The sequence below is a fragment of the Xanthomonas sp. NCPPB 1062 genome (genome assembly GCF_041481705.2).
GTDB classification, from domain to species: domain Bacteria; phylum Pseudomonadota; class Gammaproteobacteria; order Xanthomonadales; family Xanthomonadaceae; genus Xanthomonas; species Xanthomonas euvesicatoria.
The window spans coordinates 4,865,586-4,887,341 of sequence record NZ_CM192987.1; the positions used below are offsets into that span (position 1 = coordinate 4,865,586).

General features: G+C 66.3%; 22 protein-coding genes. 15 read left to right on the plus strand and 7 right to left on the minus strand.

Annotated elements, in window-relative coordinates:
- Window positions 1-343: 343 nt before the first annotated feature.
- Entirely contained in the window at window positions 344-5,152 is a 4,809-nt protein-coding gene (locus ACCQ16_RS20765; RefSeq protein WP_372380157.1) for a putative Ig domain-containing protein, read from the minus strand.
- A 266-nt stretch (window positions 5,153-5,418) separates the two neighbouring features.
- On the opposite strand from ACCQ16_RS20765, the gene ACCQ16_RS20770 reads away from it, so the two are divergent.
- The 4 genes from ACCQ16_RS20770 to ACCQ16_RS20785 all read left to right on the plus strand — a co-directional run bounded on the left by ACCQ16_RS20770 (window position 5,419) and on the right by ACCQ16_RS20785 (window position 7,717).
- Complete coding sequence (locus tag ACCQ16_RS20770) at window positions 5,419-5,964, plus strand: phage tail protein (RefSeq protein ID WP_011349183.1); 546 nt, start codon at window positions 5,419-5,421, stop codon at window positions 5,962-5,964.
- Between the two features lie 66 nt (window positions 5,965-6,030).
- Complete coding sequence (locus tag ACCQ16_RS20775; RefSeq protein ID WP_057682050.1) at window positions 6,031-6,558, plus strand: phage tail protein; 528 nt, start codon at window positions 6,031-6,033, stop codon at window positions 6,556-6,558.
- Between the two features lie 60 nt (window positions 6,559-6,618).
- Window positions 6,619-7,155 (plus strand): phage tail protein, encoded by a 537-nt coding sequence (locus ACCQ16_RS20780; protein ID WP_071118197.1) that lies wholly within the window; start codon window positions 6,619-6,621, stop codon window positions 7,153-7,155.
- Window positions 7,156-7,159: 4 nt separating this feature from the next.
- Window positions 7,160-7,717, plus strand: coding sequence for a GNAT family N-acetyltransferase (locus ACCQ16_RS20785; RefSeq protein WP_014091557.1), 558 nt, complete (start codon window positions 7,160-7,162; stop codon window positions 7,715-7,717).
- 18 nt (window positions 7,718-7,735) lie between these two features.
- On the opposite strand, the gene ACCQ16_RS20790 is transcribed toward ACCQ16_RS20785, so the two are convergent.
- Window positions 7,736-8,023, minus strand: a complete 288-nt coding sequence (locus tag ACCQ16_RS20790) for a DUF6916 family protein (protein WP_011257259.1) — start codon at window positions 8,021-8,023, stop codon at window positions 7,736-7,738.
- Window positions 8,024-8,405: 382 nt separating this feature from the next.
- Here ACCQ16_RS20790 and ACCQ16_RS20795 point away from each other — a divergent pair, with 382 nt between their 5' ends.
- The 6 genes from ACCQ16_RS20795 to ACCQ16_RS20820 are packed head-to-tail and all read left to right on the plus strand — an operon-like array spanning window position 8,406 to window position 12,508.
- Window positions 8,406-9,200, plus strand: a complete 795-nt coding sequence (locus ACCQ16_RS20795; RefSeq protein ID WP_011349187.1) for an ABC transporter ATP-binding protein — start codon at window positions 8,406-8,408, stop codon at window positions 9,198-9,200.
- Window positions 9,200-9,949: an MlaE family lipid ABC transporter permease subunit gene (locus tag ACCQ16_RS20800; RefSeq protein WP_011349188.1), complete on the plus strand. Its 750-nt coding sequence runs from the start codon at window positions 9,200-9,202 to the stop codon at window positions 9,947-9,949. Before ACCQ16_RS20795 ends, ACCQ16_RS20800 begins: the two co-directional genes overlap by 1 nt.
- An 11-nt stretch (window positions 9,950-9,960) precedes the next feature.
- Complete coding sequence (gene mlaD, locus ACCQ16_RS20805; RefSeq protein ID WP_008575276.1) at window positions 9,961-10,506, plus strand: outer membrane lipid asymmetry maintenance protein MlaD; 546 nt, start codon at window positions 9,961-9,963, stop codon at window positions 10,504-10,506.
- Entirely contained in the window at window positions 10,503-11,165 is a 663-nt protein-coding gene (locus ACCQ16_RS20810; RefSeq protein ID WP_008575277.1) for an MlaC/ttg2D family ABC transporter substrate-binding protein, read from the plus strand. The genes mlaD and ACCQ16_RS20810 overlap by 4 nt, the downstream gene beginning before the upstream one ends.
- Window positions 11,155-11,442 (plus strand): STAS domain-containing protein, encoded by a 288-nt coding sequence (locus tag ACCQ16_RS20815; RefSeq protein WP_057682048.1) that lies wholly within the window; start codon window positions 11,155-11,157, stop codon window positions 11,440-11,442. Before ACCQ16_RS20810 ends, ACCQ16_RS20815 begins: the two co-directional genes overlap by 11 nt.
- Before the next feature lie 10 nt (window positions 11,443-11,452).
- Complete coding sequence (locus ACCQ16_RS20820) at window positions 11,453-12,508, plus strand: MlaA family lipoprotein (protein WP_014091559.1); 1,056 nt, start codon at window positions 11,453-11,455, stop codon at window positions 12,506-12,508.
- Between the two features lie 140 nt (window positions 12,509-12,648).
- Here the strand turns inward: ACCQ16_RS20820 and ACCQ16_RS20825 are convergent, their stop codons facing one another.
- From ACCQ16_RS20825 to ACCQ16_RS20845, 5 genes are all read right to left on the minus strand, one after another.
- Window positions 12,649-13,122 (minus strand): nuclear transport factor 2 family protein, encoded by a 474-nt coding sequence (locus tag ACCQ16_RS20825; RefSeq protein ID WP_277573415.1) that lies wholly within the window; start codon window positions 13,120-13,122, stop codon window positions 12,649-12,651.
- Between the two features lie 58 nt (window positions 13,123-13,180).
- Window positions 13,181-13,732, minus strand: coding sequence for a glutathione peroxidase (locus tag ACCQ16_RS20830; RefSeq protein ID WP_277573414.1), 552 nt, complete (start codon window positions 13,730-13,732; stop codon window positions 13,181-13,183).
- Between the two features lie 153 nt (window positions 13,733-13,885).
- The gene (locus tag ACCQ16_RS20835) at window positions 13,886-14,287 is read right to left on the minus strand and encodes a hypothetical protein (protein WP_109290613.1); all 402 of its coding nucleotides are present in this window, start codon (window positions 14,285-14,287) and stop codon (window positions 13,886-13,888) included.
- A 191-nt stretch (window positions 14,288-14,478) separates the two neighbouring features.
- On the minus strand, window positions 14,479-16,011 hold the full coding sequence (locus tag ACCQ16_RS20840; protein ID WP_277573426.1) for a DNA recombination protein RmuC: 1,533 nt from the start codon (window positions 16,009-16,011) through the stop codon (window positions 14,479-14,481).
- Window positions 16,012-16,195: 184 nt separating this feature from the next.
- Window positions 16,196-17,203, minus strand: a complete 1,008-nt coding sequence (locus ACCQ16_RS20845; RefSeq protein ID WP_057682046.1) for a zinc-binding alcohol dehydrogenase family protein — start codon at window positions 17,201-17,203, stop codon at window positions 16,196-16,198.
- A 95-nt stretch (window positions 17,204-17,298) separates the two neighbouring features.
- Between ACCQ16_RS20845 and ACCQ16_RS20850 the strand changes: the two genes are divergently transcribed.
- The 5 genes from ACCQ16_RS20850 to ACCQ16_RS20870 all read left to right on the plus strand — a co-directional run bounded on the left by ACCQ16_RS20850 (window position 17,299) and on the right by ACCQ16_RS20870 (window position 21,709).
- On the plus strand, window positions 17,299-18,231 hold the full coding sequence (locus ACCQ16_RS20850; RefSeq protein WP_031425249.1) for a LysR family transcriptional regulator: 933 nt from the start codon (window positions 17,299-17,301) through the stop codon (window positions 18,229-18,231).
- Window positions 18,232-18,565: 334 nt separating this feature from the next.
- On the plus strand, window positions 18,566-18,796 hold the full coding sequence (locus ACCQ16_RS20855) for a hypothetical protein (protein WP_029820556.1): 231 nt from the start codon (window positions 18,566-18,568) through the stop codon (window positions 18,794-18,796).
- A gap of 161 nt (window positions 18,797-18,957) precedes the next feature.
- Window positions 18,958-19,578, plus strand: coding sequence for a glutathione S-transferase family protein (locus tag ACCQ16_RS20860; protein ID WP_277573413.1), 621 nt, complete (start codon window positions 18,958-18,960; stop codon window positions 19,576-19,578).
- 119 nt (window positions 19,579-19,697) lie between these two features.
- On the plus strand, window positions 19,698-20,078 hold the full coding sequence (locus tag ACCQ16_RS20865; protein WP_277573412.1) for a hypothetical protein: 381 nt from the start codon (window positions 19,698-19,700) through the stop codon (window positions 20,076-20,078).
- Window positions 20,079-20,293: 215 nt separating this feature from the next.
- On the plus strand, window positions 20,294-21,709 hold the full coding sequence (locus tag ACCQ16_RS20870) for an amino acid permease (RefSeq protein ID WP_057682045.1): 1,416 nt from the start codon (window positions 20,294-20,296) through the stop codon (window positions 21,707-21,709).
- Window positions 21,710-21,756 lie beyond the last annotated feature (47 nt).

The window sequence follows — 21,756 nt, forward strand, 5'->3', positions numbered from 1 at the left end:
ATTGTGCCGGATGCGCGTGTGAGGCGTTGTTGGCCGCCGTGTCGGCGGCCAGGTCGCCGCGCTGAGACGCAAGGCCGCACGGCACCGTGCAACAGCGCTGCGCGGGAGATGCCGATCGACGGCGCGCCACACCGTGCGTCACCCACTGCCATCGGGCTCCACACCGCATTCGATGTACTGCGGTCGTGACGTGCAACCTTCGAGGCGCCCAACGCAGCCATTCACTGCGTCCGCGAGCGTCATCGCAACCACGCGCGCAACACGCCGTCGACATCACAAACGCAATGGGCCGGGGTGTTCGCCCGGCCCATCGCGTTGCATGACCGCGTGGCTTACAACCCGATCAGTATTTCTTTTCCAGATTGATCATCCAGGTCTGATCGTTGTTGCTGTCGCCGTCGGTGATGCCGCGGTATTCCAGCCGCGTCGACAGGCCTTGTTCGGTCAACAGCGCTGCACCGATGCCCACCATCAAGCGGTTGCGGTCGAACGCGCTCTGCGCGGTGCGATAGAACGGGCCACCGGTAAGGTCGGCGTAGCTCAGGATCGCATCGCCACGGCCCTGGAAGTCGCGCTGGTACTCCACGCGCAACTGCGGGGTCAGCCGTCCCCAGGCAACCTCGCGACGCCATTCCAGACGCAGGCCGAGATTGCCGGTGGTGGTGGCCACATCCATGTCGGCATAGCGCAGCGCGAACGGGGCCACGCCCGCTTCCTCATAGCCGTCCAAGGTGGCGCGTGCCACATCCACCCGCGCGTACGGGGTGATCTGCAGCGTGCCGCGTTGCAGGTCGGCACCGGTGGACAGCGAGGCGATCCACTGCGTGCCGTCGCGGTTGCCCTCGGCCAGCGAACTGTCATCGGTGACGAAGCGGCGCAGGTCGTAAGACAGCAGCTGGTAGCCGACCAAGGTGTCGAAGAAGAACGCCTTGCCCGGATGGAAGCTGGCGTACAACGCCATCGTGTAGGCAGTGGCCTTGCTGTGGCTGCCGTTGTTGCCCACATCGCTGTCGTCGCGGCCCCAACCCAGGCCCGCGCCGATCGCCAGCGACGAGGCAACACGGTAGTCGGCACCCACGCTCAACCCATCGGTCTGGAAATCCACGCCGTTGCTGTTGGTCTGGCGGTTCAGGCTGCCCGAGCGGATTGCGCCGCCCACCCACAGGCCCAGGTCACCCTGCGTCTGCGCGCTGCTGCCGGTGGTGCCGGTCGCCGCGGGCGCATCGCGGAAGTCGTTGTCGACGTCCTGCGTGTCCGGGCTGCACGGCTGCGCACTGATGCCGCGCTCGGCCTGGCGGCAATGCGAGGTCGGCTGGAAGCTCACTGCGTTGGTGAAGCTGCCGCCGCCGCGATGGGTGGCCTCCAGACGGCGCTGGAAGTTGTCGATCTGCGCCCGCGCAAAACGCCGCGTGGACTCGGACTGCGCATCGATCAGGCCACGCACTTCCGCATCCACGCTCGGGTCGCGCCGTGGCGCGATGTTGAACACCACACTGGCCGGGGCCGAGGTGGCGAATGCGTTGGACAAGGTGAACTGCACCGTGGCCTGGCCGACGAAGGCCGGGTTGGGCGTAAAGGTCAGGGTAAAGGTCGGCGTCTCGGCCATTGCAGCGGCCGCCGGCGACAGCCCGGAGGCACGCGCCGCCGCCGCACTGGCGGTGCCGCCCACGCGGGTGATGGTGGCGGTACCGGCCGAGGCCGGCAACACCGCAACCACCGCAGCCGCCACGAACGGCCCGCCGGTGGCGTTACGGGTGATGTCCACCTGTTGCGCTTCGCCCGGCACTGCCGCCGCAGTCACCGACACCGCCACCGGCCGCACGTTAACCGTGATGGTCAGCGTCACCGCTGCCGAGGTGCCGCCTGCGCCGCTGGCGGTATAGCTCAGCACGTCGGTACCGGCAAAGCCGGCGTTCGGCGTGTAGACCACTTCCAGCCCGTTGACCACGGCCGTGCCGTTGGTGGGCGCGCTGGCAATGGCGATCGCGGTGATGCTGCCGGTGTCGTTGGCGGTGACCGCTGCGGTCACGGCGGTGTCGGTCATGGTGGCGGCAACATCGGCCACCGCCACCGGCGCCGCATCGTTCACCGTGAAGGTGTAGGCCTGCGTGGCGCTGGCATTGCCCGCATCGGCCACCGCAATGGTGAACGACGTGGTGCCCTGTACCGTTGGCGTGCCCGACAGCGTGCCGTCGCTGGCCAGCGTCAATCCGGCCGGCAACGTGCCGCTGGCAATGCTGTAGCGGTACGGCGCAACGCCGCCGCTGGCGGTGAGCACCTGGTTGTAGGCGGTGCCACGCACGGCCGGCGGCAAGGTGGGCTGCCCCGGCACCAGCGTTGCGGCGTTGATGGTCAGCGAGTAGCTCCGGCTGGCCTGCGCGGCGGGGCTGGGCGTGCTGTCGGTGACCGTCAGGGTGAAGGTGAAGGTCCCCGACACCGTCGGCGTCCCGCTGAGGCCGCCGGTGGCAGCGTCCAGTCCCACGCCACCCGGCAGCGCGCCGGCAGTGACTGCATAGCTGTACGGCGCGGTGCCGCCGGTGGCCGGCGTGACCGCAGCCGCATAGGCCTGCCCGGCCGTCCCTGCCGGCAAGGTCGACGCCGGCAACACCAGGTTCGGGCCAGCCACGGTCAGGCTGTATGCCTGCGTGCCGGTGAAGCTGTTGGCGTCGGTGGCCTGTACGGTGAAGTTGAACGTACCCTCCAGCGTGGCCGTGCCCGACAAGGTGCCGTTGCTGGCCAAGGTGATCCCGGCCGGCAATGCACCGCTCGTGATCGCGTAGGTGTAGGCCGCCGTGCCGCCGCTGGCGGTCAGCGTCTGGCTGTAGGCGGTGCCACGTGTTGCGGTGGGAACCGTGGACGGCGCCACTGCAATCGTCGGCGCGGCGATGTTCAACGTGTATCCGCGCGTGCCCTGCGAGGGCGTGCCGCTGGTACTGTCGGTCGCAGTGACAGTGAAGCTGAAGCTGCCCACGCTGGTGGTGGTGCCGCTCAATGCGCCGCTACCGCTATTGAGCGTGATGCCGGCGGGCAACGCGCCGGCGGTGAGCGCGTAGCTGTAGGGCGCAATGCCGCCGGCGGCCGGAGTGATCGCACTCGAATAGGCCTGGCCCGCGGTGCCGGCCGGCAAGGTGGTGGCCGGCAAGATCACGTTGGCGCCGGCCACGGTCAGGGTATAGGCGCGGCTGCCGCTGGTCGGTGCCCCGCTGTCGGTTGCGGTGACGGTGAAGTTGAAGCTGCCGCTGGCAGTCGGCGTACCGGACAGCACCCCGGCGGCGTTCAGGGTCATTCCGGCCGGCAACGTACCGGCACTGATCACGAAGCTGTAGCCGGGGGTGCCACCGCTGGCGCTCAGCGTCTGGCTGTACGCGCTGCCTGCGGTTGCTGCGGGCAGCGACGCCGGCGAGATCGTCACCACCGCATCATCGTTGAGGATAGTGCCGGTGCCGGTGGCGCGGGCGATGGTCGCATTGCTGGCGCCGGACAGGCCAACGCTGAAGGTTTCGTTGGGCTCGACCGCGGTGTCGCCATTGACGGTGACGGCCACGCCTTGCGCGGTCACGCCCGGCGCGAAGCTCAGCGTGCCGGAGCGCGCGACATAGTCGCTGCCGGCGGTGGCGGTCCCGTCGGCGGTGGCGTAGTTGACCGTGACGGTCTGGCCGCTGGCAGCGCTCAGGCTCACCGTGAAGGTGGCCGTGGTGGTGCCGCTGTTGCCTTCGTTGACGCTCACATCGTCGATCGACAGGGCCGGCTGCGCGTCGTCGTTGACGATCGTGCCCAGGCCCTGCCCGTCACTCACGCTGGCACCGGTGACGTTGCTGAGGTTGACGAAGAACGTTTCGTTCGGCTCGGCCAGCGTGTCGCCGGTGACCAGCACGGTGAAGGTGGCGCTGCTGCTGCCGGCCGGGATGGTCTGCCCGGTCAGACTGGAGGCGACATAGTCCACACCCGCAGTGGCGGTGCCATCGGCCGTGGCGATATCGAAGCTGACGCCGCCGGCGCCGGCCGGCGCGCTCAACGACACGGTGAAGGTGGCATTGGTGGTGCCGGCATTGCCTTCGTTGACCGAAACATCGTTGATCGACAGCGCCGGCTGGTCGTCGTTGAGGATGGTGCCGGTGGCGCTGTTCGGCGAACCGACCGTGTAGCCGCTGCCGGTGTTGAGGCTGATCACCACGGTTTCGTCGGGCTCGACCGTGCTGTCGGCGGTCGGATTGATGGTGATGGTGCCGGTGGTCTGGCCGGCGGCGATCACCAGCGGCGAACTCACGGCCGCATAGTCGGTGCCCGAGGTCGCGGTGCCGCTCACGCCAAAGCCGATGGACAGCGCGGTGGGCGACGGTTGGTTCAGGGTGACCGTGTAGAGGAGATTGGTGGCGCCGTCCTCGGACACGCTGGCCGGGGAGACGGCGATGCTCGCGGAAGGGAAGTCGTCGTTGACGATGGTGGCGGTGGCGCTGGACGGGCTGCCGGTTGAATAGCCGGTGCCATTGGCGACACTGAAGATCACCGTTTCGTCGGTTTCCACCGCGGTGTCGGCGATCGGGGTAACGCTGAAGCTGGCCGAGGCGGTATTGGCCGGCACCACCACGCTGGTCACAGCGCCGGAGTAGTCCGTGCCGCTGGTCGCGGTGCCGCTGCGGGTCAGGTTGACCGTGGTCGCCGAGGTATTGGTCTGGCTCAGCGTCACCGTGTAGACCAAGGAGGTACCGCTGTCCTCGTTGGCGGCGGACGGGCTAACCGCGATGCTGGCGGTCCGCGAGGGGGTAATCGTGATATTGACTGTGATGGTATCGCCAGCGCCGTCTTCCAGCGGAAACGTGTCGCTGGTGGCGCTGTCGCCATTATGCGTGTATGTGACGATCTGCGTTCCCTGTGCTCCGCTTGGATTAGGAACGGTCAGAGTGCCGTGGGGAGGCTGCACTCCGTCCCAGCCAACGCCGATGTCGTCTACGCCAGTGCCGTCGCAGGTGGTGACGTCGATCTGCACCGAGCCACCCTGAACTACAGTGGCGTTCAACGTCGGACAATATTGCGACGCCGCTGCTGCGGCCTTGCCGGAATACAGCGTACTCAACAGCAGCAGCGCGAACACCAGCGGCCAACGCAAAACGACGCGCACGCCTGCAGCCATATTGGTGCAATTCGTAGACATATTCCATTTCCCCGGAAAATCACGCCACCCCACTGGCGCCGGCAACGCTCCTGGTGCCTCAGACAGCATGGTTATAGGCCTTGAAGGGCATATTCCCCACCATGCTGCGCTAGCATTTGAACAGTAAATTTACGTATTCGTAAAGCACCAAATACGTCGCCCCTGTCCGATTCAGCATTATCAATGCTTGCATTGCGCAGAAGACGTGATTAAGTAGAGCAGCGCCAGGCGCGATGTCGGCGTCAAACACCCTAGGGGAGATCCGCATGAGCGAGTTCTTCATCGGTCAGATCATGCTGACCGGTTTCGCGTTTGCGCCGAAGTATTTTGCGCAATGCAACGGTCAATTGCTGCCGATCAATCAGAACCAGGCCCTGTTCAGTCTGCTCAGCACGCGGTTCGGCGGCGACGGCAAGACCAATTTCGCGCTGCCGGACATGCGCGGCCGCACGCCGATGGGCTATGGGCCGTCGGCGGATCCGGCATGGCAGCCGACGGCGATGCCAATGGGTCAGGCCGCTGGTGCGGAGACGGTGACGCTGGTGGAAAACCAGTTGCCTGCACACCTCCATCTGATGGAATGCGCCAGCGCCGCCGGCAATAACCGCAACCCAACCGGGCGCCTATTCGCCAACAATGGCGCCACGTCGGGAACGGCGACACCGCTGTACGCCGCGCCGGGGAGCGTGGTCCCGCTCTCGCAAGCCACGGTAGGCGCAGAGGGCGGCGGCCAGGCGCATCCGAACGTGCAGCCATACACCACGATCAATTTCTGCATCGCGCTGTCCGGCATCTTCCCTTCGCGCAGCTAGGCGCATCCGCACTCGGGTGCGCAGCGCACTGGTGCGCGGATCACCTCATCGACCAGGAAGAATCTCATGGGTACTCCCTTCATCGGCGAAATCCGCCTGTTCGGCTTTGGCCGCACTCCTCAGGGCTGGCAAGCGTGCGATGGCTCATTGCTGCAGATCTCCGAATACGAGCCGTTATATGTCCTGCTCGGCACCGCCTACGGTGGAAATGGCACCAGCACCTTTGCAGTGCCTGACCTGCGCGGCCGCGTGCCGGTCCACCAGGGCCAGGGGCCGGGACTGAGCAACTACGTGCTTGCCCAGAGTGCCGGTACCGAGACGGTGACGTTGACCGATCTGCAGATGCCGGCGCATACGCACGTCGCGCAAGCTACCACCGCGGGGGCGACAGCGACGGCACCCTCGGGCCTGTTGCCTGCAGCGGTGAGCGGCGACACTTTCTATCTCACCACCACCGGCGGCGCCACGGCGCAAGCGATGTCGGGGCAGAGCACCTCATTCGCCGGTGGTAACCAGCCGCACGACAACGTCATGCCCACACTGACGGTGCAGTACTGCATTGCCACCACCGGCATCTTTCCGCAGCAAGCCTGATCCCATGCGCCGCGTCGACGTGGCTGCGGCACGCATCCGCTCCATCGGAGGAATCCGCTCATGACCGAACCCTATCTCGGCGAAATCCAGTTGTTCGGCTTCGACTACAACCCTTACGGCTGGGCCCTGTGCAATGGTGCCGTCCTGCCGATCACGCAGAACAGCGCGCTGTATTCGCTGCTCGGCATCGCCTACGGCGGCAATGGCTCCAGTACGTTTCAGCTGCCGAACTTCACCGCGCGCGCTGGCTGCCAGCAGGGCCCGGGCCCTGGCCTGACCCCGCACACGCTGGGCAGCAATTTTGGTTCCGCAGGGGTGAATCTGTCGGACTCGGAGATGCCGATGCACCAGCACGGCGTCAACTCGTTCTCCTTAGCGGACCAGACGAAGAAGAGCGGTGCGCCCGTCGGCGGCGCCGCGCTTTCGTCGCCAGGTAGCAGCAGCGCACGTCCATATAACGCAATTGCGCCCGACAAGCAGTTCTCTCCCGTTATGTTGATTCCCACCGGCAACGGCCAGGCCCACGAGAACCGGCAGCCGTATCTGGCGGTAAACTTCTGCATCGCGCTGTCCGGCGACTACCCTGTCTTCAGTTGATGTCATGACACGCCCGCTTTCCGGCGAGGTCGTGAAGGCATCCGGCGGCGCAAGCCAGACCACGTTGCCGGGTGCGCACGCCATTGCATTGCGCGAAGAGCAGGATGCGGATCTGCCCTGGTTGCAGGATCTGTACGCCAGCACGCGTCGCGAGGAGCTGGCACCGGTGCCTTGGCCGGAAGCGACCAAGCGCGCCTTCCTGCAGCAGCAGTTCGCCCTGCAGCGCGCGCATTACCGGCAGCAGTTTGCCGATGCGGACTTTCTGATCGTGCAGACCAAAGCTCTAGCGATCGGCCGGCTGTATCTGCACCGCGGCGCCGCACACCACACGCTGGTCGATATCAGCCTGCTGCCGGACTGGCATGGCAAGGGCATCGGCACGCAGTTGATTGCACATGCGCAGGCGTGCGCCCGCGATGCGGGATGTGCTTTGTCATTGCATGTGCTGCACGCCAACCCCGCCGCGCAACGCCTGTATGCCCGCCTCGGATTCGTTGCAGGCGACAGCACCCAGACCCATCTGCAGATGCACTGGCATCGGCACGATCACCTGCTCAGTTGAACGTGCAGCTGGCCGTATTCAATTGAATACGGCCTGATACAAGAACCCGTCGCGCTCGCGCGCCACCGGCACCAGGAAGATACCGATCTCGCCGAGCCGCGCATGCCGCATCTGATAGGTCTGCTGCGGAAACAAAAAGGCCGAACCATTCCGAAACAGCAGCGAGAACGGCGCACGTTGCGAATTGCGCGCGTGCTGCAAGGGCCGCGCCTCCACCAGCACGAACGGCACCTCGCCCTCATTCAAAGCGGCGGCAAAGGTCTCGTTGACGCTGCCGGCAAAGTGTTCAAGCGTCAGCAACTCCATGGAAGATTCCTGCAGCGACGAAGTAGCGTGGATCGTCACGTTTTGTGGCCGGTTCGACAAGATGCCGCTGCCGACAACGCGACATGCTAGGCAGATCGTTGCGCAACTGCGACAGGCAAGACGACCAGGGGCACCTGCCAGTCTCAAGGTACACACTGCATGCTGTGGCAACGTCGCTTACGTCCCTACCGCAGCGTACGTTTGCCGATCACGCCCGCATGCGTGGGCCTGGTTGCGTTGCAGGACACGCTGTTACGCAGACAGCGACGCGCAACCCGCACATCGCCCTTCGGTGAATGCGACAATACTGCACGCGCCAGTCTGGTTATGTTCAGCGGTGCACGGGCTACTCTATCGCGCTGTAATTTTGTTAAAGGCACCCATGACGGCTTCCGCTTCCCCTGTCGTGCAGTTGTCCGGTGTCCGCATCGATCGCGGCGGGCGCACGATCCTGCGCGATGTGTCGCTGGAGGTGCCACGCGGCAGCATCACGGCCGTGCTCGGTCCGTCCGGTAGCGGCAAATCCACCATGCTGGCGGCGCTGACCGGCGAGCTGCGCCCGGTCGCAGGCACGGTCACGTTGTTCGGCAATCCCATTCCCACCGGCAGCCGCGCGCTGCTGGAGATGCGTCGCAACGTTGGCGTGCTGCTGCAGGGCAATGGCCTGCTCACCGACCTCAGCGTGGCCGAGAACGTCGCGCTGCCGCTGCGCACCCACACGCGGTTGCCGGCAGCGGTGCTGCAGCGGCTGGTGCAGATGAAGTTGCATGCAGTGGGCCTGCTGGCCGCAGCCGATGCCTGGCCGCGCGAGTTGTCCGGCGGCATGGCCCGGCGCGTGGCACTGGCGCGCGCGCTGGCACTGGACCCGCCACTGATGATCTACGACGAGCCGCTGACCGGACTGGACCCGATCGCCTCGGGCGTGATCATGAGCCTGATCCAGCGCCTCAACGACAGCCTGGGCCTGACCAGCATCATCGTCAGCCACCATGTGCACGAGACGCTGCCGATCTGCGACCAGGCGGTGGTGATCGCCAATGGCGGCATCGTGTTCGCCGGCACGCCGGCGCAGCTGCAGGACAGTACCGACCCGCTGGTGCAGCAATTCCTGCACGGCCAGCCGGACGGCCCGATCGCCTTCGATGCCGCCCCGCGCCGCGACCGGAGTGCTGCCTGATGGCCTTCGCCGATTCCATTCGCGCCTTCGGCCGCGCCGGGCTGTTTTCGCTGACGGTGCTGCGCGGCTCGCTGCCCACGCGCGATTTCATTGCCGAACTGGTCCGCGAGATCTACAAGGTCGGCGCGCGCTCGCTGCCGATCATTGCGGTGGGCGGCGCCTTCGTCGGCCTGGTGCTGACCTTGCAGGGCTACCGCACGCTCACCACCTACGGTGCGTCCGATGCGTTGTCCACCTTGTTGGGCCTGTCGCTGTATCGCGAACTGGCGCCGGTGCTGACCGCCTTGTTGTTCATTGGCCGCGCCGGCAGTTCGATCGCCGCCGAGCTCGGCCTGATGCGCGCCACCGACCAGATCAAGGCGCTGGAGCTGATGGCCATCGACCCGGTGGCCAAGGCCGTGGCGCCACGCTTCTGGGCGGCGGTGCTGACGGTGCCGTTGCTCACCGGCGTGTTCTGCTCGCTGGCCATCACCGGTGGCTATTTCGAAGCGGTGCATGTGCTGGGCATCGACAACGGCACGTTCTGGTCCGGGCTGAGCAATAGCGTGGACGTCTGGGACGACTTCGGCGTGGCGATGCTCAAGTCGGCAATCTTCGGCGGCACCGCTGCACTGGTTGCCGCCTACGTGGGCTTCCATGCCGAACCGACCATCGAAGGCACCTCGGTCGCCACCACCCGCGCGGTGGTGAACGCCTCGCTGCTGGTGCTGATGTTCAACTTCGTCCTTTCTGCAATGTTGTTTAGGTGAGTGGAATAACTATGGCCATGCGTGGACCACGACTCGAATTCGCCGTCGGCGCCTTTTTGCTGCTGACCCTGGCCTCGCTGCTGGTGCTGGCGGTGGCCTCGACCAACCAGCGCTGGGGCTTTGGCTCCAGCCAGTACACGCTGACCGCCCGCTTCAGCCAGATCGGCCAGCTGCGCGCGCAGGCACCGGTAAAGATCGGCGGGGTGACCATCGGCAAGGTGTCCAACATCAGCCTGGACCCGACCAAGTTCGATTCGATCGTGACCCTGTCGCTGGATACCAAATACAAGGACCTGCCGGCCGACACCTCGGCCGGCATCTTCACCAGCGGCTTGCTGGGCGAGAGTTATATCGGGCTGCAGCCGGGCGGCGACCCGGACACCCTCAAGCCGGGCGACGAAATCGGCTTCACCCAGCCGGCGGTGGATCTGCTGCAGCTGGTTGGCAAATACATGTTCAGTGGTGGCGGTGGCGGCAGCAATGCCCCGGCCGCCGCCAACGGCCAGGCGCCTGCGCCTGCCCAAACCGCTCCTCCCTCTACGGAACCACACCAATGAAGACCACTGTGCTTTCTGCCGTCCTGGCCTCGACCCTGCTGGTGTGCGCACCGGTCACCGTGCTGGCGCAGCCGGCCGCTGCCAGCGCACCTGCGCAGGGCGCAGCGACCAAGACCGTCATCGACAGCAGCACCCGCATCCTGAGCACGCTGGACCAGCGCCGTGCCGAGTTCCGCAGCAATCCGGCGGCGCTGCGTCAGTTCATCAATGGCGAATTGAACAAGGCCTTCGACCGCGACTACTCGGCCCGCCTGGTGCTGGGCGTGCATGGCCGTGGCGCCTCCGATGCCGACGTCAAGCTGTTTGCCGATGCGCTGGCCGACAACCTGATGCAGCGGTATGGCACCGCGCTGCTGAATTTCGAAGGCAAGCCGACCTTCCGCGCCAAGTCCGAGAGCGCGCTGCCGGGCAACCGCGGCGTCAAGGTCTCCACCGACCTGCTGCGTGCCGGCAACGACCCGACCCCGGTCGACTACCTGATGCGCAATACCGGCGGCCAGTGGAAGATCTTCGACGTGATGATCGAAGGCATTTCCTACGTGCAGACCTTCAAGACCCAGTTCGACGGCCCGCTGCGCGAGAAGGGCATCGCCAAGGTGGCCGCCGAGCTGCGTAGCGGCAACCTGCAGGTCGGTACGGCACCGGCCAATGGCAACTGATACCGTGCAACGCACGGCCGACACGCTGGTCATCACCGGCGTGCTCGACCGTGCGGCGGTCACCGCGGCCTGGCCGCAGGCGATCGCACAGCTGGATGGCGCGCGCACGCTGGACCTGTCGGGTGTACAACGCCTGGACAGTGCCGGCGTGGCGATGCTGGCCGAACTGGCTGCCCGGTTACAAGCCGGCAGCGGCGCGGTGGTGGGCGAGGCGTCCGGTCTGGACGAATTGCGCGCCGCCTACCGGTTGTCCCCCACTCTCGATTTTCAGGCCTGAGCGCCAGCCCATGACCCAGTTCCGTTCTCTTCCGTTGTTGGCCAGCCTGCTGCTGGGTGCCTGCGCCAGCCAGGCGCCCAAATCCGCTCCGCCGTCGGGCGGTACCGCCATCGCGCCTGCGACCGAGGCGCCGGTACGCGACGATGCCGGAGTGACCGCGCAGCCGGCCGCCGCCGGGATGGCCGCCCCGGACGCGCTGCCGGCGAGCGCTGCTGCTCCTGCCGATGCGCCTGCAGCGGCGGGTACCGGCACCGCCGCTGCAGGCGCGCCCACCGATGCCGAAAGCGATTTCGACGCGCTGTATGGCCCGACCACCCCGCAAGCAGGTGCCAACGGTGCGCCGGCACAACCGGGCGCGGCGCCGGCATACGACCCGTGGGAGCGCTACAACCGCGGCATGCACCGCTTCAACATGGCGGTGGACCGCGGCGTGGCGCGTCCGTTGGCGACGGCCTACACCAAGGTGGTGCCGAGCCCGGCGCGCCTGGGCGTGACCAACTTCTTCGACAACCTGGGCACGCCGCTGACCATGGTCAACCAGCTGCTGCAAGGCCACCCGGTCCATGCAATGCAGTCGCTGGGGCGCTTTGTGATGAACAGCACCCTCGGTGTGGCCGGGCTGTTCGACCCCGCCTCGGCAGCCGGCATCCCGCGGCGCAGCGAAGACTTCGGCCAGACGCTGGGCGCGTGGGGCTGGCGCAACTCGCGTTACTTCGAACTGCCGTTGTTCGGCCCGCGCACCGTGCGCGACACCTTCGGGCTGGCGGGCGATATTCCGCTGTCGTGGATTCGCCAGGTGGACGACGGCGGTACGCGCTTCGCCCTGCAGGGCTTGCAGCTGGTGGACACGCGCGCGCAGCTGATGTCGCTGGATTCGCTGCGCGACCAGGCGCCGGACGAATACGCGCTGACCCGCGATGCGTGGATGCAGCGCCGCAATTACCAGATCACCCGCGATCTGCGCAGCCATCGCGAGAAGAACAACGAGCTGCCGGAATACCTGCGCGACGACAAGGACAATACCGTGCCGGGTAACGCCATGCCGATTCCGAACTGGGTGCGTTGAGCGGTTAGGGTTTTGGCGAGTGATGAATGTAAAAGCCCGGGAGCGATCCCGGGCTTTTTTGTGTGTTGGGCACCAAGCGGACCCGTTGCGAGGTCACGACGAACGCCCGCATTGCCAAGCGCCTCGGTGTGACAGCAGTGCTAGGTGCCGTCGTTGCGAGGCGGTGTCGGTAACGCTGCATCCTGCGCAGCGATGATTTGCCACCGACCACTCCGCTTGATCCAGATATCGGTCCAGACATACCGGCCCGTAGACCCGTCTTTACGGGTCCACGTTTCGCTCCCGTGTGCGATCGCGGTCTCTCCGAAGAATCTGACGTTTATTTCGTCGAGTGTGTTGGACATGATCTGTTTGGCAGGACCGGTCTCGCGAGTGACCTGGGATTTATCGTATCTGCGGCCCTTGGTGTCAGTCCCGATGAAGTCGTCGGCAAAGTAAATCCTGCGCTTTGACCGATCTCCTGTCACGACAGACTCTGCCCAGTCGCGAGAACAGTCGACGATGTACCGCGCTGCCTGCGTGTCAGGGGTGGACGCCGTACCGGGCATGTGCGAGCAGCCAGTCACCATCGACAACGCGAGCATTGAAGAGCTGAAGAAGTGATTGAAGGTCATTGCCTGTTCCCTGGCTCCCGATAAGAACGTGACGCGTCATCGCAATGCCGCCAGCGCGCTATGCGTGGGTGGCCAGCGCCGCATCCACTGCCGCACGCAGGCGTGCATCGTCGGCGGGAATATCCGGAGCGAAGCGGTCGATGATCGTGCCGTCGCGGCCGATCAGGAATTTTTCGAAGTTCCACACCACCCCGGGCGCGGGGTTGGGGGCGATGCCGTAGCCGGCCAGTTTTTCGCGCATCGGGCCGTCGCCGGTGGTGTGCGGGTGCGTGCTGGTCAGTGCGCGATACAGCGGGTGCGCCTGGTCGCCGGTGACGGCGATCTTGGCAAACATCGGGAAGGTGACATCGTAGGTGAGCTGGCAGAACTGCGCGATTTCCGCTTCGCTGCCCGGCTCCTGGCCGTTGAAGTCGTTGGCCGGAAACCCCAGCACTTCCAGGCCCTGTGCGCGCTTGTCGCGATACAGCGCTTCCAGGCCATCGTACTGCGGGGTCAGGCCGCACTTGGAGGCGACGTTGACTACCAGCAGCACCTTGCCGCGGTAGTCGGCCAGGGTGGTGGGCTGGCCGTCGATGCGGGTCACGGGAATGTCGTACAGCGTCTGGCTCATCGATGCGTCCTGGACAGGTAGAGCCGAGAGCATAAACGGCCAGGGTGGAGCGAGCGATGCCGCTGGCTCACGCGGCTGGCGGTTGTCTGCAGCGACGCCCACGGGCCGAACGGCTGACCGGCCAGGACCCGCGCTCGGCCATTTTCGAAGCCCTCAATCGATGCACAACGCCGCCTGGCCCTTGCCGCCGACCACCTCCTGGCGGCAACCGAAACGATCGCTGTCGCGCTGACAGGTCCCGGTGGCCGCCGCGCCGTTCGGCACGATGCTGGTGGCCAGGCAGTCGCCGCTGCAATCGCTGTTGTCGGTGCAGGTCTTGCCGGCATCGGCATACGGCACGATGCAGCGCGGAATCTGCATGCGGCCGACCGGCCGCAGTTGGCCACCCTTTGCGGTGCAGGCAGCGGCGTCGGCGCTGGTTTGTGCAGCAGGGGCCTGCGCGGCTGGCGAGGCAGGGGAGGCGGTTGGCGCATTGCTGCAGGCAGTCAGCAGCAGCGCGCAGAGCCCTGCGTGGATCCATCGGGTCGCCATGTTGAAACTCTCGTCTTGAATCAGGTGGATGCAAGCATCGCGGTGGCGATGTCTGCACGATGTGCTGGCGATCGGCGCAAGCACGTGCCGCAAACCTGCATTCGTAGGAGCGTACCCGGGCGCGATGAAGCGTTATCGGTAAAGCGGCTCGCGCCCGGGTGCGCTCCTACGTGTGCTGTCGCCTGTGCAGGCCATGCATTGGCGTCGGCAGCCAATCACGCCTGCTCGTCGGTGCTGTCGTCTTCGCTGCTGTTGCCGGTGTCGTCGCTGCCATCGTCCAGCAGCGCCTGCGATTGCTCGCCGGCCAGGGTTTCCACCCCGCGCAGGCGGCGTTCGATGGTGCGGGTCTTGCGGCTGGCTTCGCCCAGGCTCTTGCCGACGGTGCTGATCTGCCGCTCGGCCTTTTCCAGAATGCCGGCGAACTTGCCGAACTCGCTCTTCACCGCGCCCAGCACCTGCCAGACCTCGCTGGAGCGCTTTTCGATCGCCAACGTGCGAAAGCCCATCTGCAGGCTGTTGAGCAAGGCGGTAAACGTGGTGGGGCCGGCCAGCACCACGCGGTGTTCGCGCTGCAGCAGATCGACCAGGCCGGCACGCCGGATCACTTCGGCATACAGCCCTTCGGTGGGCAAAAACATCACCGCGAAGTCGGTGGTGTGCGGCGGGCAGACGTACTTGTCGCTGATCGACTTGGCCTGGATGCGGATGGCGCGTTCCAGTTGCACGGTCGACTGCTTGATCGCGTCGAGGTCGCCCTTTTCCTGCGCGTCGATCAGGCGTTCGTAGTCCTCGCGCGGGAACTTGGCGTCCACCGGCAGCCAGACCACCTGCTCGTCGCCGCGGCCGGGCAGGCGGATTGCGAAATCCACCGCTTCGGCACTGTCGGGCTTGACCCGCACGCCGCGGGCGTATTGCTCCATCGTCAGCGTCTGCTCGAGGATGTTGTCCAGCTGCACTTCGCCCCAGCCGCCGCGGTCCTTGACGTTGGTGAGCACGCGCTTGAGGTCGCCCACGCCGGTGGCCAGCTGCTGCATTTCGCCCAGGCCGCGTTGCACCTGTTCCAGCCGTTCGGAGACCAGCTTGAACGAGGCATCCAGGCGTGTGTTGAGCGTGGTCTGCAGTTTTTCATCGACGGTGGCGCGCATCAATTCGAGCTTGCTGGCGTTGTCGTGTTGCAGGTTGGCCAGCTGTTGCTCGAGCGTGGCGCGCATCTCGCCGATGCGCAGTTCGTTGCGCTGGGTGAGTTCGTTCAAGCGCTGGCCCAGCGCTTCGGTGAAGCGTTGTTGCGATTGGCCTGCTTCCTGGCGGCCCTTGCGGGCGTCTTCGGCCAGCGCGTCGCGCAGCGCGGCCATGTGCGTATCGGTGCGCGCGATCAGTTCGGTCAGTTGCTGGCCGAACACGTGGATGCGGGTTTCCTGTTGCTGGCCGAAGCCTTCGAGCTGGGTGCGCAATTCGGTGAGCCGCAGGGTCAGCAGCTCGCCGGTGCGTTGTTGTGCGAGGCCGCTTTCTTCGCGCGCCTTGCGGGCATCTTCGCCGAGCGCGTCGCGCAGCAGGTCCAGGCGTTGGTCGGTGCGCGTGGACAACTCGGTGAGGTTGCGCGCGAAGGTTTCCAGGCGGGCGTCCTGCTGCCGCGCCAGGCCTTCGAGTTGCTCGCGCAATTCGCCGCGGCCATCGCGTTGCTCGGCGCGCAGTGCATGTTCCAGCGCGGTGGTGGACGGACGTCGCAGCAGCGCCAGCAGCTGCAACACCAGGACTACGACAAGCAGCCCGAGAAGGATCAGGGATTGAGATGACATGCGCGCAGTGTAGCGGCGCCTGTCGCAATAGCTGCGTCGCGGACCTTGGCCAGCGGCGATCGCGTGCCAACGCTGCAGGGTGCGGCTGCACGACAGCGGCCATGACAGAGCGCTGTCGTGCGTGAGGCCTCTGCGCTCAGAAGCCTTCCAGCACCAGCTTGCCGCGGGTGCGGTGCGATTCCAGCGCGGCGTGGGCGCGGCGCAGGTTGTCGGCGGTGATGCGTCCGTAGTGCTCGCCCAGGGTGGTGCGCAGCACGCCGGTATCCACCAGCTCGGCGACGCGATTGAGCAGATGGTGCTGGGCGATCATGTCCTGGGTTTCGAACAGCGAGCGGGTAAACATCAGTTCCCAGTGCAGCGACAGGCTCTTGCGCTTGAGCGGCAGTGCGTCCAGCGTGGCCGGGTCGTCGATCAGCGCCAGCTGACCTTGCGGGGCCAGCACCTCGACCAGTTGGGCGAAGTGCTGGTCGGTGTGGGTGAGGCTGGCGACGTGCTGCACCTGCGCGATGCCGATCCGCTGCAGGCCCTCGCCCAGCGGCTGGCTGTGGTCGATCACGTGATGCGCGCCGAGTGCGTGCACCCAATCCTGGGTTTCCGGGCGCGAGGCGGTGCCGATGACGGTCAGCTTGGTCAGCGTGCGCGCCAGCTGCACCAGGATCGAGCCCACGCCCCCGCCCGCACCGACCACCAGCAATGCCTGGCCTTCGCCGCCGCCTTCGGCAATGCCGAGCCGGTCGAACAGCAGCTCCCAGGCGGTGATGGCCGTGAGCGGCAATGCGGCGGCCGCAGCGTCGTCGAGCGTGGCCGGCTTGCGCCCGACCAGGCGCTCGTCGACCAGGTGGAACTCGGCATTGGTGCCCGGGCGGGTCAGCGCGCCGGCGTAGTACACCGCATCGCCGGGGCGGAACAGGCTGACCGCCTCGCCGACCGCATCGACCACGCCGCTGGCGTCCCAGCCCAGCACGCGCGGGGCATCCACCGCCGCGTTGCTGCGCACCTTGGTGTCGACCGGGTTGACCGACACGGCGTGGATGCGCACGCGCAGGTCGCGCGGGCCGGGGGTGGGCAGCGGCAGCTCGAGTTCGATCAGCGCGCGCGCATCGTCGATGGGCAGGCCGTGTTGCGGGTAGGCGATGGCTTTCATGGCAGGCGTCGTGCGGGAGGGAGTTGCATCGTCAACCACCTGGATTCACGGAAAAACCGGCAAACTGCACAAGCACTTTCACCACTGGAGTGAAGATGGTCCGCTTCGACGACCTGGCGCTGTTCGTGCGGACCGCGGCGCTGGGCAGTTTTTCCAGCGCAGCGCGCGAGGCCGATCTGTTGCCGGGACAGGCCAGCGCGGCGGTGGCCCGGCTGGAACGCGCGCTGGATCTGCGTCTGTTCGCCCGGTCTACGCGCAGCCTGCGGCTGACCGCCGAGGGCGAGCAGTACCTGCCCTATGCGCGCGGCGTGCTGGAGTTGCTACGCGACGGGCGCGAACATGTGCGAGGCGCCGACAGCGCGCTGCAGGGGCTGCTGCAGGTGACGGCGCCGTCGGACCTGGGCCGCAACGTGCTGCTGCCGTGGCTGACCGAATTCCGCGCCGCGCACCCGAAGCTGACCCTGCGCCTGCACCTGTCCGATCAGGTGGCCGACCTGTATCGCGCGCCGGTGGATGTGGCATTTCGGCTCGGCCGTATCGACGATGCAGAGCATGTGGCATTGCCGCTGGCACCGGACAACCGCCGCGTACTGGTGGCCGCGCCCGCCTACCTGCAGCGCCACGGGCGCCCCGCCACGCTGGATGCGCTACGCGAGCACGCCTGCCTGCTGTACGTGCTGGCCGGGCGCGCCTACGACCGTTGGCAATTCGACCTGGACGGCCGCCGCCACGTGGTGCCGGTGCGCGGGGCGATGCTGTGCGACGACGCCGATGTGGTGCGGCGTTGGGCAGTCGCCGGCGAAGGCATTGCCTACAAGTCGTGGCTGGATGTGTGCGCAGACGTGCAGGCCGGGCGGCTGGAGGTGCTGTTGCCCGAGTGCGGCGATCGGCTGCCGCTGCAGCTGGTGTGCCCGCACCGCAAGCAGTTTTCGCCGGCGATCCGGCAATTGCATGCGCTGTTTGCGCAGCGCTGCCAGGCGCTGACGGCGTTGTACCCGCTGCAGGCCGATGGGGTTGGTATGGGGTGATGCGGTGATCGCAGTGGCGCGATCGGCGCGATCGCTTGGCTAGACAGAAGGCCGGCGGTCGATGCGATGCGCGCAGACGCGCATCATCCACACGCCACACCTGCATGCGCTGCGCCATCTGCCACACGCGCGGTACCTGCCATCACGGCGGCCCTCGCGTGGCCGGCGTGCAAACGGTGGCTGCACGGCTGGGCCATGACGCTGAAATGGCCAGCACACCTGTTTCGATGTCGCATGGCCTGCGGGCTGTAGCGCGTTATTGCCGTGTTCGTTGAAGCGCCCATCACTGCAGCGGTTCTAGCCTGCCGGCATGACCGCACCCCGCCCGGTTCGCATGCAGCGCTATGGCAATCGCGACGGCCACTCGGGCGTGGTGGCCTACGCGCTGGCCGACGACGCCATCGCCGTGCGCTTTCGCAGCGGCGAGACCTATGTGTATACCGCCGATAGCGCCGGTGCCGAGGCGGTCGCGACCATGCAGCGGCTTGCCACGGCCGGACGCGGGCTGAGCACCTACATCAGCCAGAGCGTGCGCGATGCATACGCGGGCAAGATCGAGCTGTAGCGGCGCAAGAGTGCAGCGGCGAGAATGCACCGCTCTGCGACTGACCGCAGCGTGCATGGATGCACTCGGCTGCACGCGCTGCACAAGGCGCGTGCGGGGTTGCAGGCAGCACGGATCACCACCGCCAACGGCCGGCCATTACGCGTGTCACCGAGGAACACATGCTGGAGATTTACGGAAAGCCGAGCTCGATCAATGTGCGCAAAGTGTTGTGGTTGTGCGATGAGCTGGGGCTGGACTACACGCTGCATGCCTATGGCAGCGGTTTTGCGTCGGTGCAGACGCCGGAATTTCGCGCACTCAACCCCAATGCGCTGGTGCCGGTCATCCGCGCGGGTGAACTGGTGCTGTGGGAATCGAACACGATCTGCCGCTACCTGGCCGCGCGCAGCCAACGCGATGATCTGCTGCCGGCCGCGCCCGCCGCGCGCGCATTGGTCGAGCAATGGATGGATTGGCAGGCCACCGAACTCAATACCGCCTGGCGCTACGCATTCATGGCCGCCGTGCGTGGCAGCGCCGCGCATACCGATGCGCAGGCGATTGCGGCGAGCGTGGAGCAGTGGAACCGCCACATGGCGATCCTCGATGCACAGCTGCAGCGCGGCGGTCCGTTCGTCCTGGGCGCATGCTTTACGCTTGCCGACATCGTGCTGGGGGTGTCGACACAGCGCTGGGTCGCCAGCCCCATCGCGCATGCGGCATTGCCTGCGGTGGCGGCGTATTACGCACACTTGCAGACACGCGCCGGATTTCAGCGCCATGGCTGCACGGCACCGTGATGCTGCACGTCACCTTTGTGCGAAGCGAACCAGACCGCCGAAGCGATGCATGCAGCACACTCGCACTGCATTGACCTGGGCATGGGTAGGGTGAGGGTCTGCTTTTGCGAGACTTGCCGATGACCACTGCCACCAACCAAACCCGCCTGCTGGCCCTTGGCCTGTTCGTTTTTCTGGGCACGTTCGCAGCGATCGTCTGGTACCTGATGCGCCCCTACGGCACGGCGTATTTTTTTCCGGTGCATTTTCTGATCGGAGCGGCGTTGCCGTTTCTGATCTATGTGATCGGCGGAACCCGGCTGTGGTTCTGGATGGGCATGGGCATCACCGCGGTGGTGCTGCTGTGGTTCAACCTGTGGGGCCATGAAGCCAATGGCGCGGCGCCGCGGGTGCTGGACTGGAGCCACTTCGCTGCCGGTGTGGTCGGGCTTGCCGGTGCCTGGGCGGTGCAGCTGATCTATCGCAACGCGCGCCCGCCGCATCGCGCCTCGATTGAGTGAGCGGCAGTGTGGTGGGCGAACGCGTGCCGTCGATCGCGCACGCCGTGATGGATGGTGGTGCTTGGCCAAGGATAGGCACGATGCGCCGCGCATGAGTTGATGCCATCGCGTGCCCGCCTTGCCCGGGCATAGCCACCGCATGACCTTGGACCGATAGCTTTGCTGCGCTGCGTTGGGCGACACTCGCGCATTCTTTTGATTCCCGCGAGGTCCGCATGTCGTCTTGGCTCAGGCGCAAATCCATCGATCAGGTCACCGTGCACGAGACTGGCCGGCAACTGGTCCGCAGCCTGAGCTGGCCGCATCTGATCGCGCTGGGCATCGGCGCCATCGTCGGTACCGGTATCTACACGCTGATTGGCGTGGGCGCCGACAAGGCCGGCCCCGCGGTGCTGCTGTCGTTCGTGGCGGCTGGCATCGTCTGCGCCTGCGCGGCGCTGGCGTATGCGGAGATGGCCACGATGATGCCGGCTGCCGGCAGTGCGTATACCTACAGCTACACCGCGCTGGGCGAGAGCATTGCCTGGGTGGTGGGCTGGAGCCTGGTACTGGAATACTCGCTGGTGGTCAGCACCGTGGCGGTCGGCTGGTCGGGCTATTTCGTCGGGTTCCTGCAATGGCTGGGAGTGGGCTTGCCGCATGAACTCATTGCCGGGCCGCATGCCGGCGGCATCGTGAACCTGCCGGCGGTGGTGATCACCTTCCTGGTGGCTGGCCTGTTGATGGCCGGTACCAAGGAAAGCGCCACGCTCAATGCCGTGCTGGTGGTGTTCAAGATCATCGCGCTGGGCGTGTTCGTGGCCATTGCGCTGCCGGCCTTCAACAGCGCCAACCTGCAGCCGTTCATGCCGTATGGCTTCTCCAAGGCAATGGGTCCCGATGGCGTGGAGCGCGGCGTGATGGCAGCGGCGGCCATCATCTTCTTCGCGTTCTATGGCTTCGATGCGATTTCCACCGCCGCCGAAGAAACCAAGAACCCCGGACGCGATCTGTCGATCGGCATCGTCGGTTCGATGATCGGCTGCACCTTGATCTATGTGCTGGTGGCGCTGGCGGCGGTGGGTGCGATGAGCTTTACCGTGTTCGGCAAGAGCCCCGAGCCGTTGGCGCTGATCCTGCGCGAACTCGGCCACGGCAAGGCGGCCCTGGTGATCGGTGCGGTGGCGATCATTGCGTTGCCGACGGTGTTGCTGGCGTTCTTGTACGGGCAGAGCCGCATCTTCTTCGTGATGTCGCGCGATGGCTTGTTGCCGCGCGGCCTGTCCAAGGTCAATGCACGCACCGGCACGCCGGTGGCGATCACGCTGTTCACCGCGGTGCTGGTGGCAGCACTGGCGGGCGTGGCCCGGCTGGACGAAATTGCCGCGTTGGCCAATGCCGGCACGCTGGCCGCATTCACCGCGGTGGCGGCTTGCCTGTTGGTGTTGCGCGTGCGCGAGCCCGGCCGCGCGCGCGCCTTCCGCACGCCGCTGGCGTGGGTGGTGGGACCGGTGGCGATCGGCGGCTGTCTGTACCTGTTCTGGAGTTTGCCGAGCAAGACGCAGGTCTGGTTCCTGCTATGGAATGCGCTGGGCGTGGTGGTGTACCTGGCATATGGGCGACGCAATAGCCGGTTGAATCAGGCGGGCTGAGCGTCCTTCTCTCTCCAAGGCACGCGCGCCAGTAGCGCGCAAGCTGT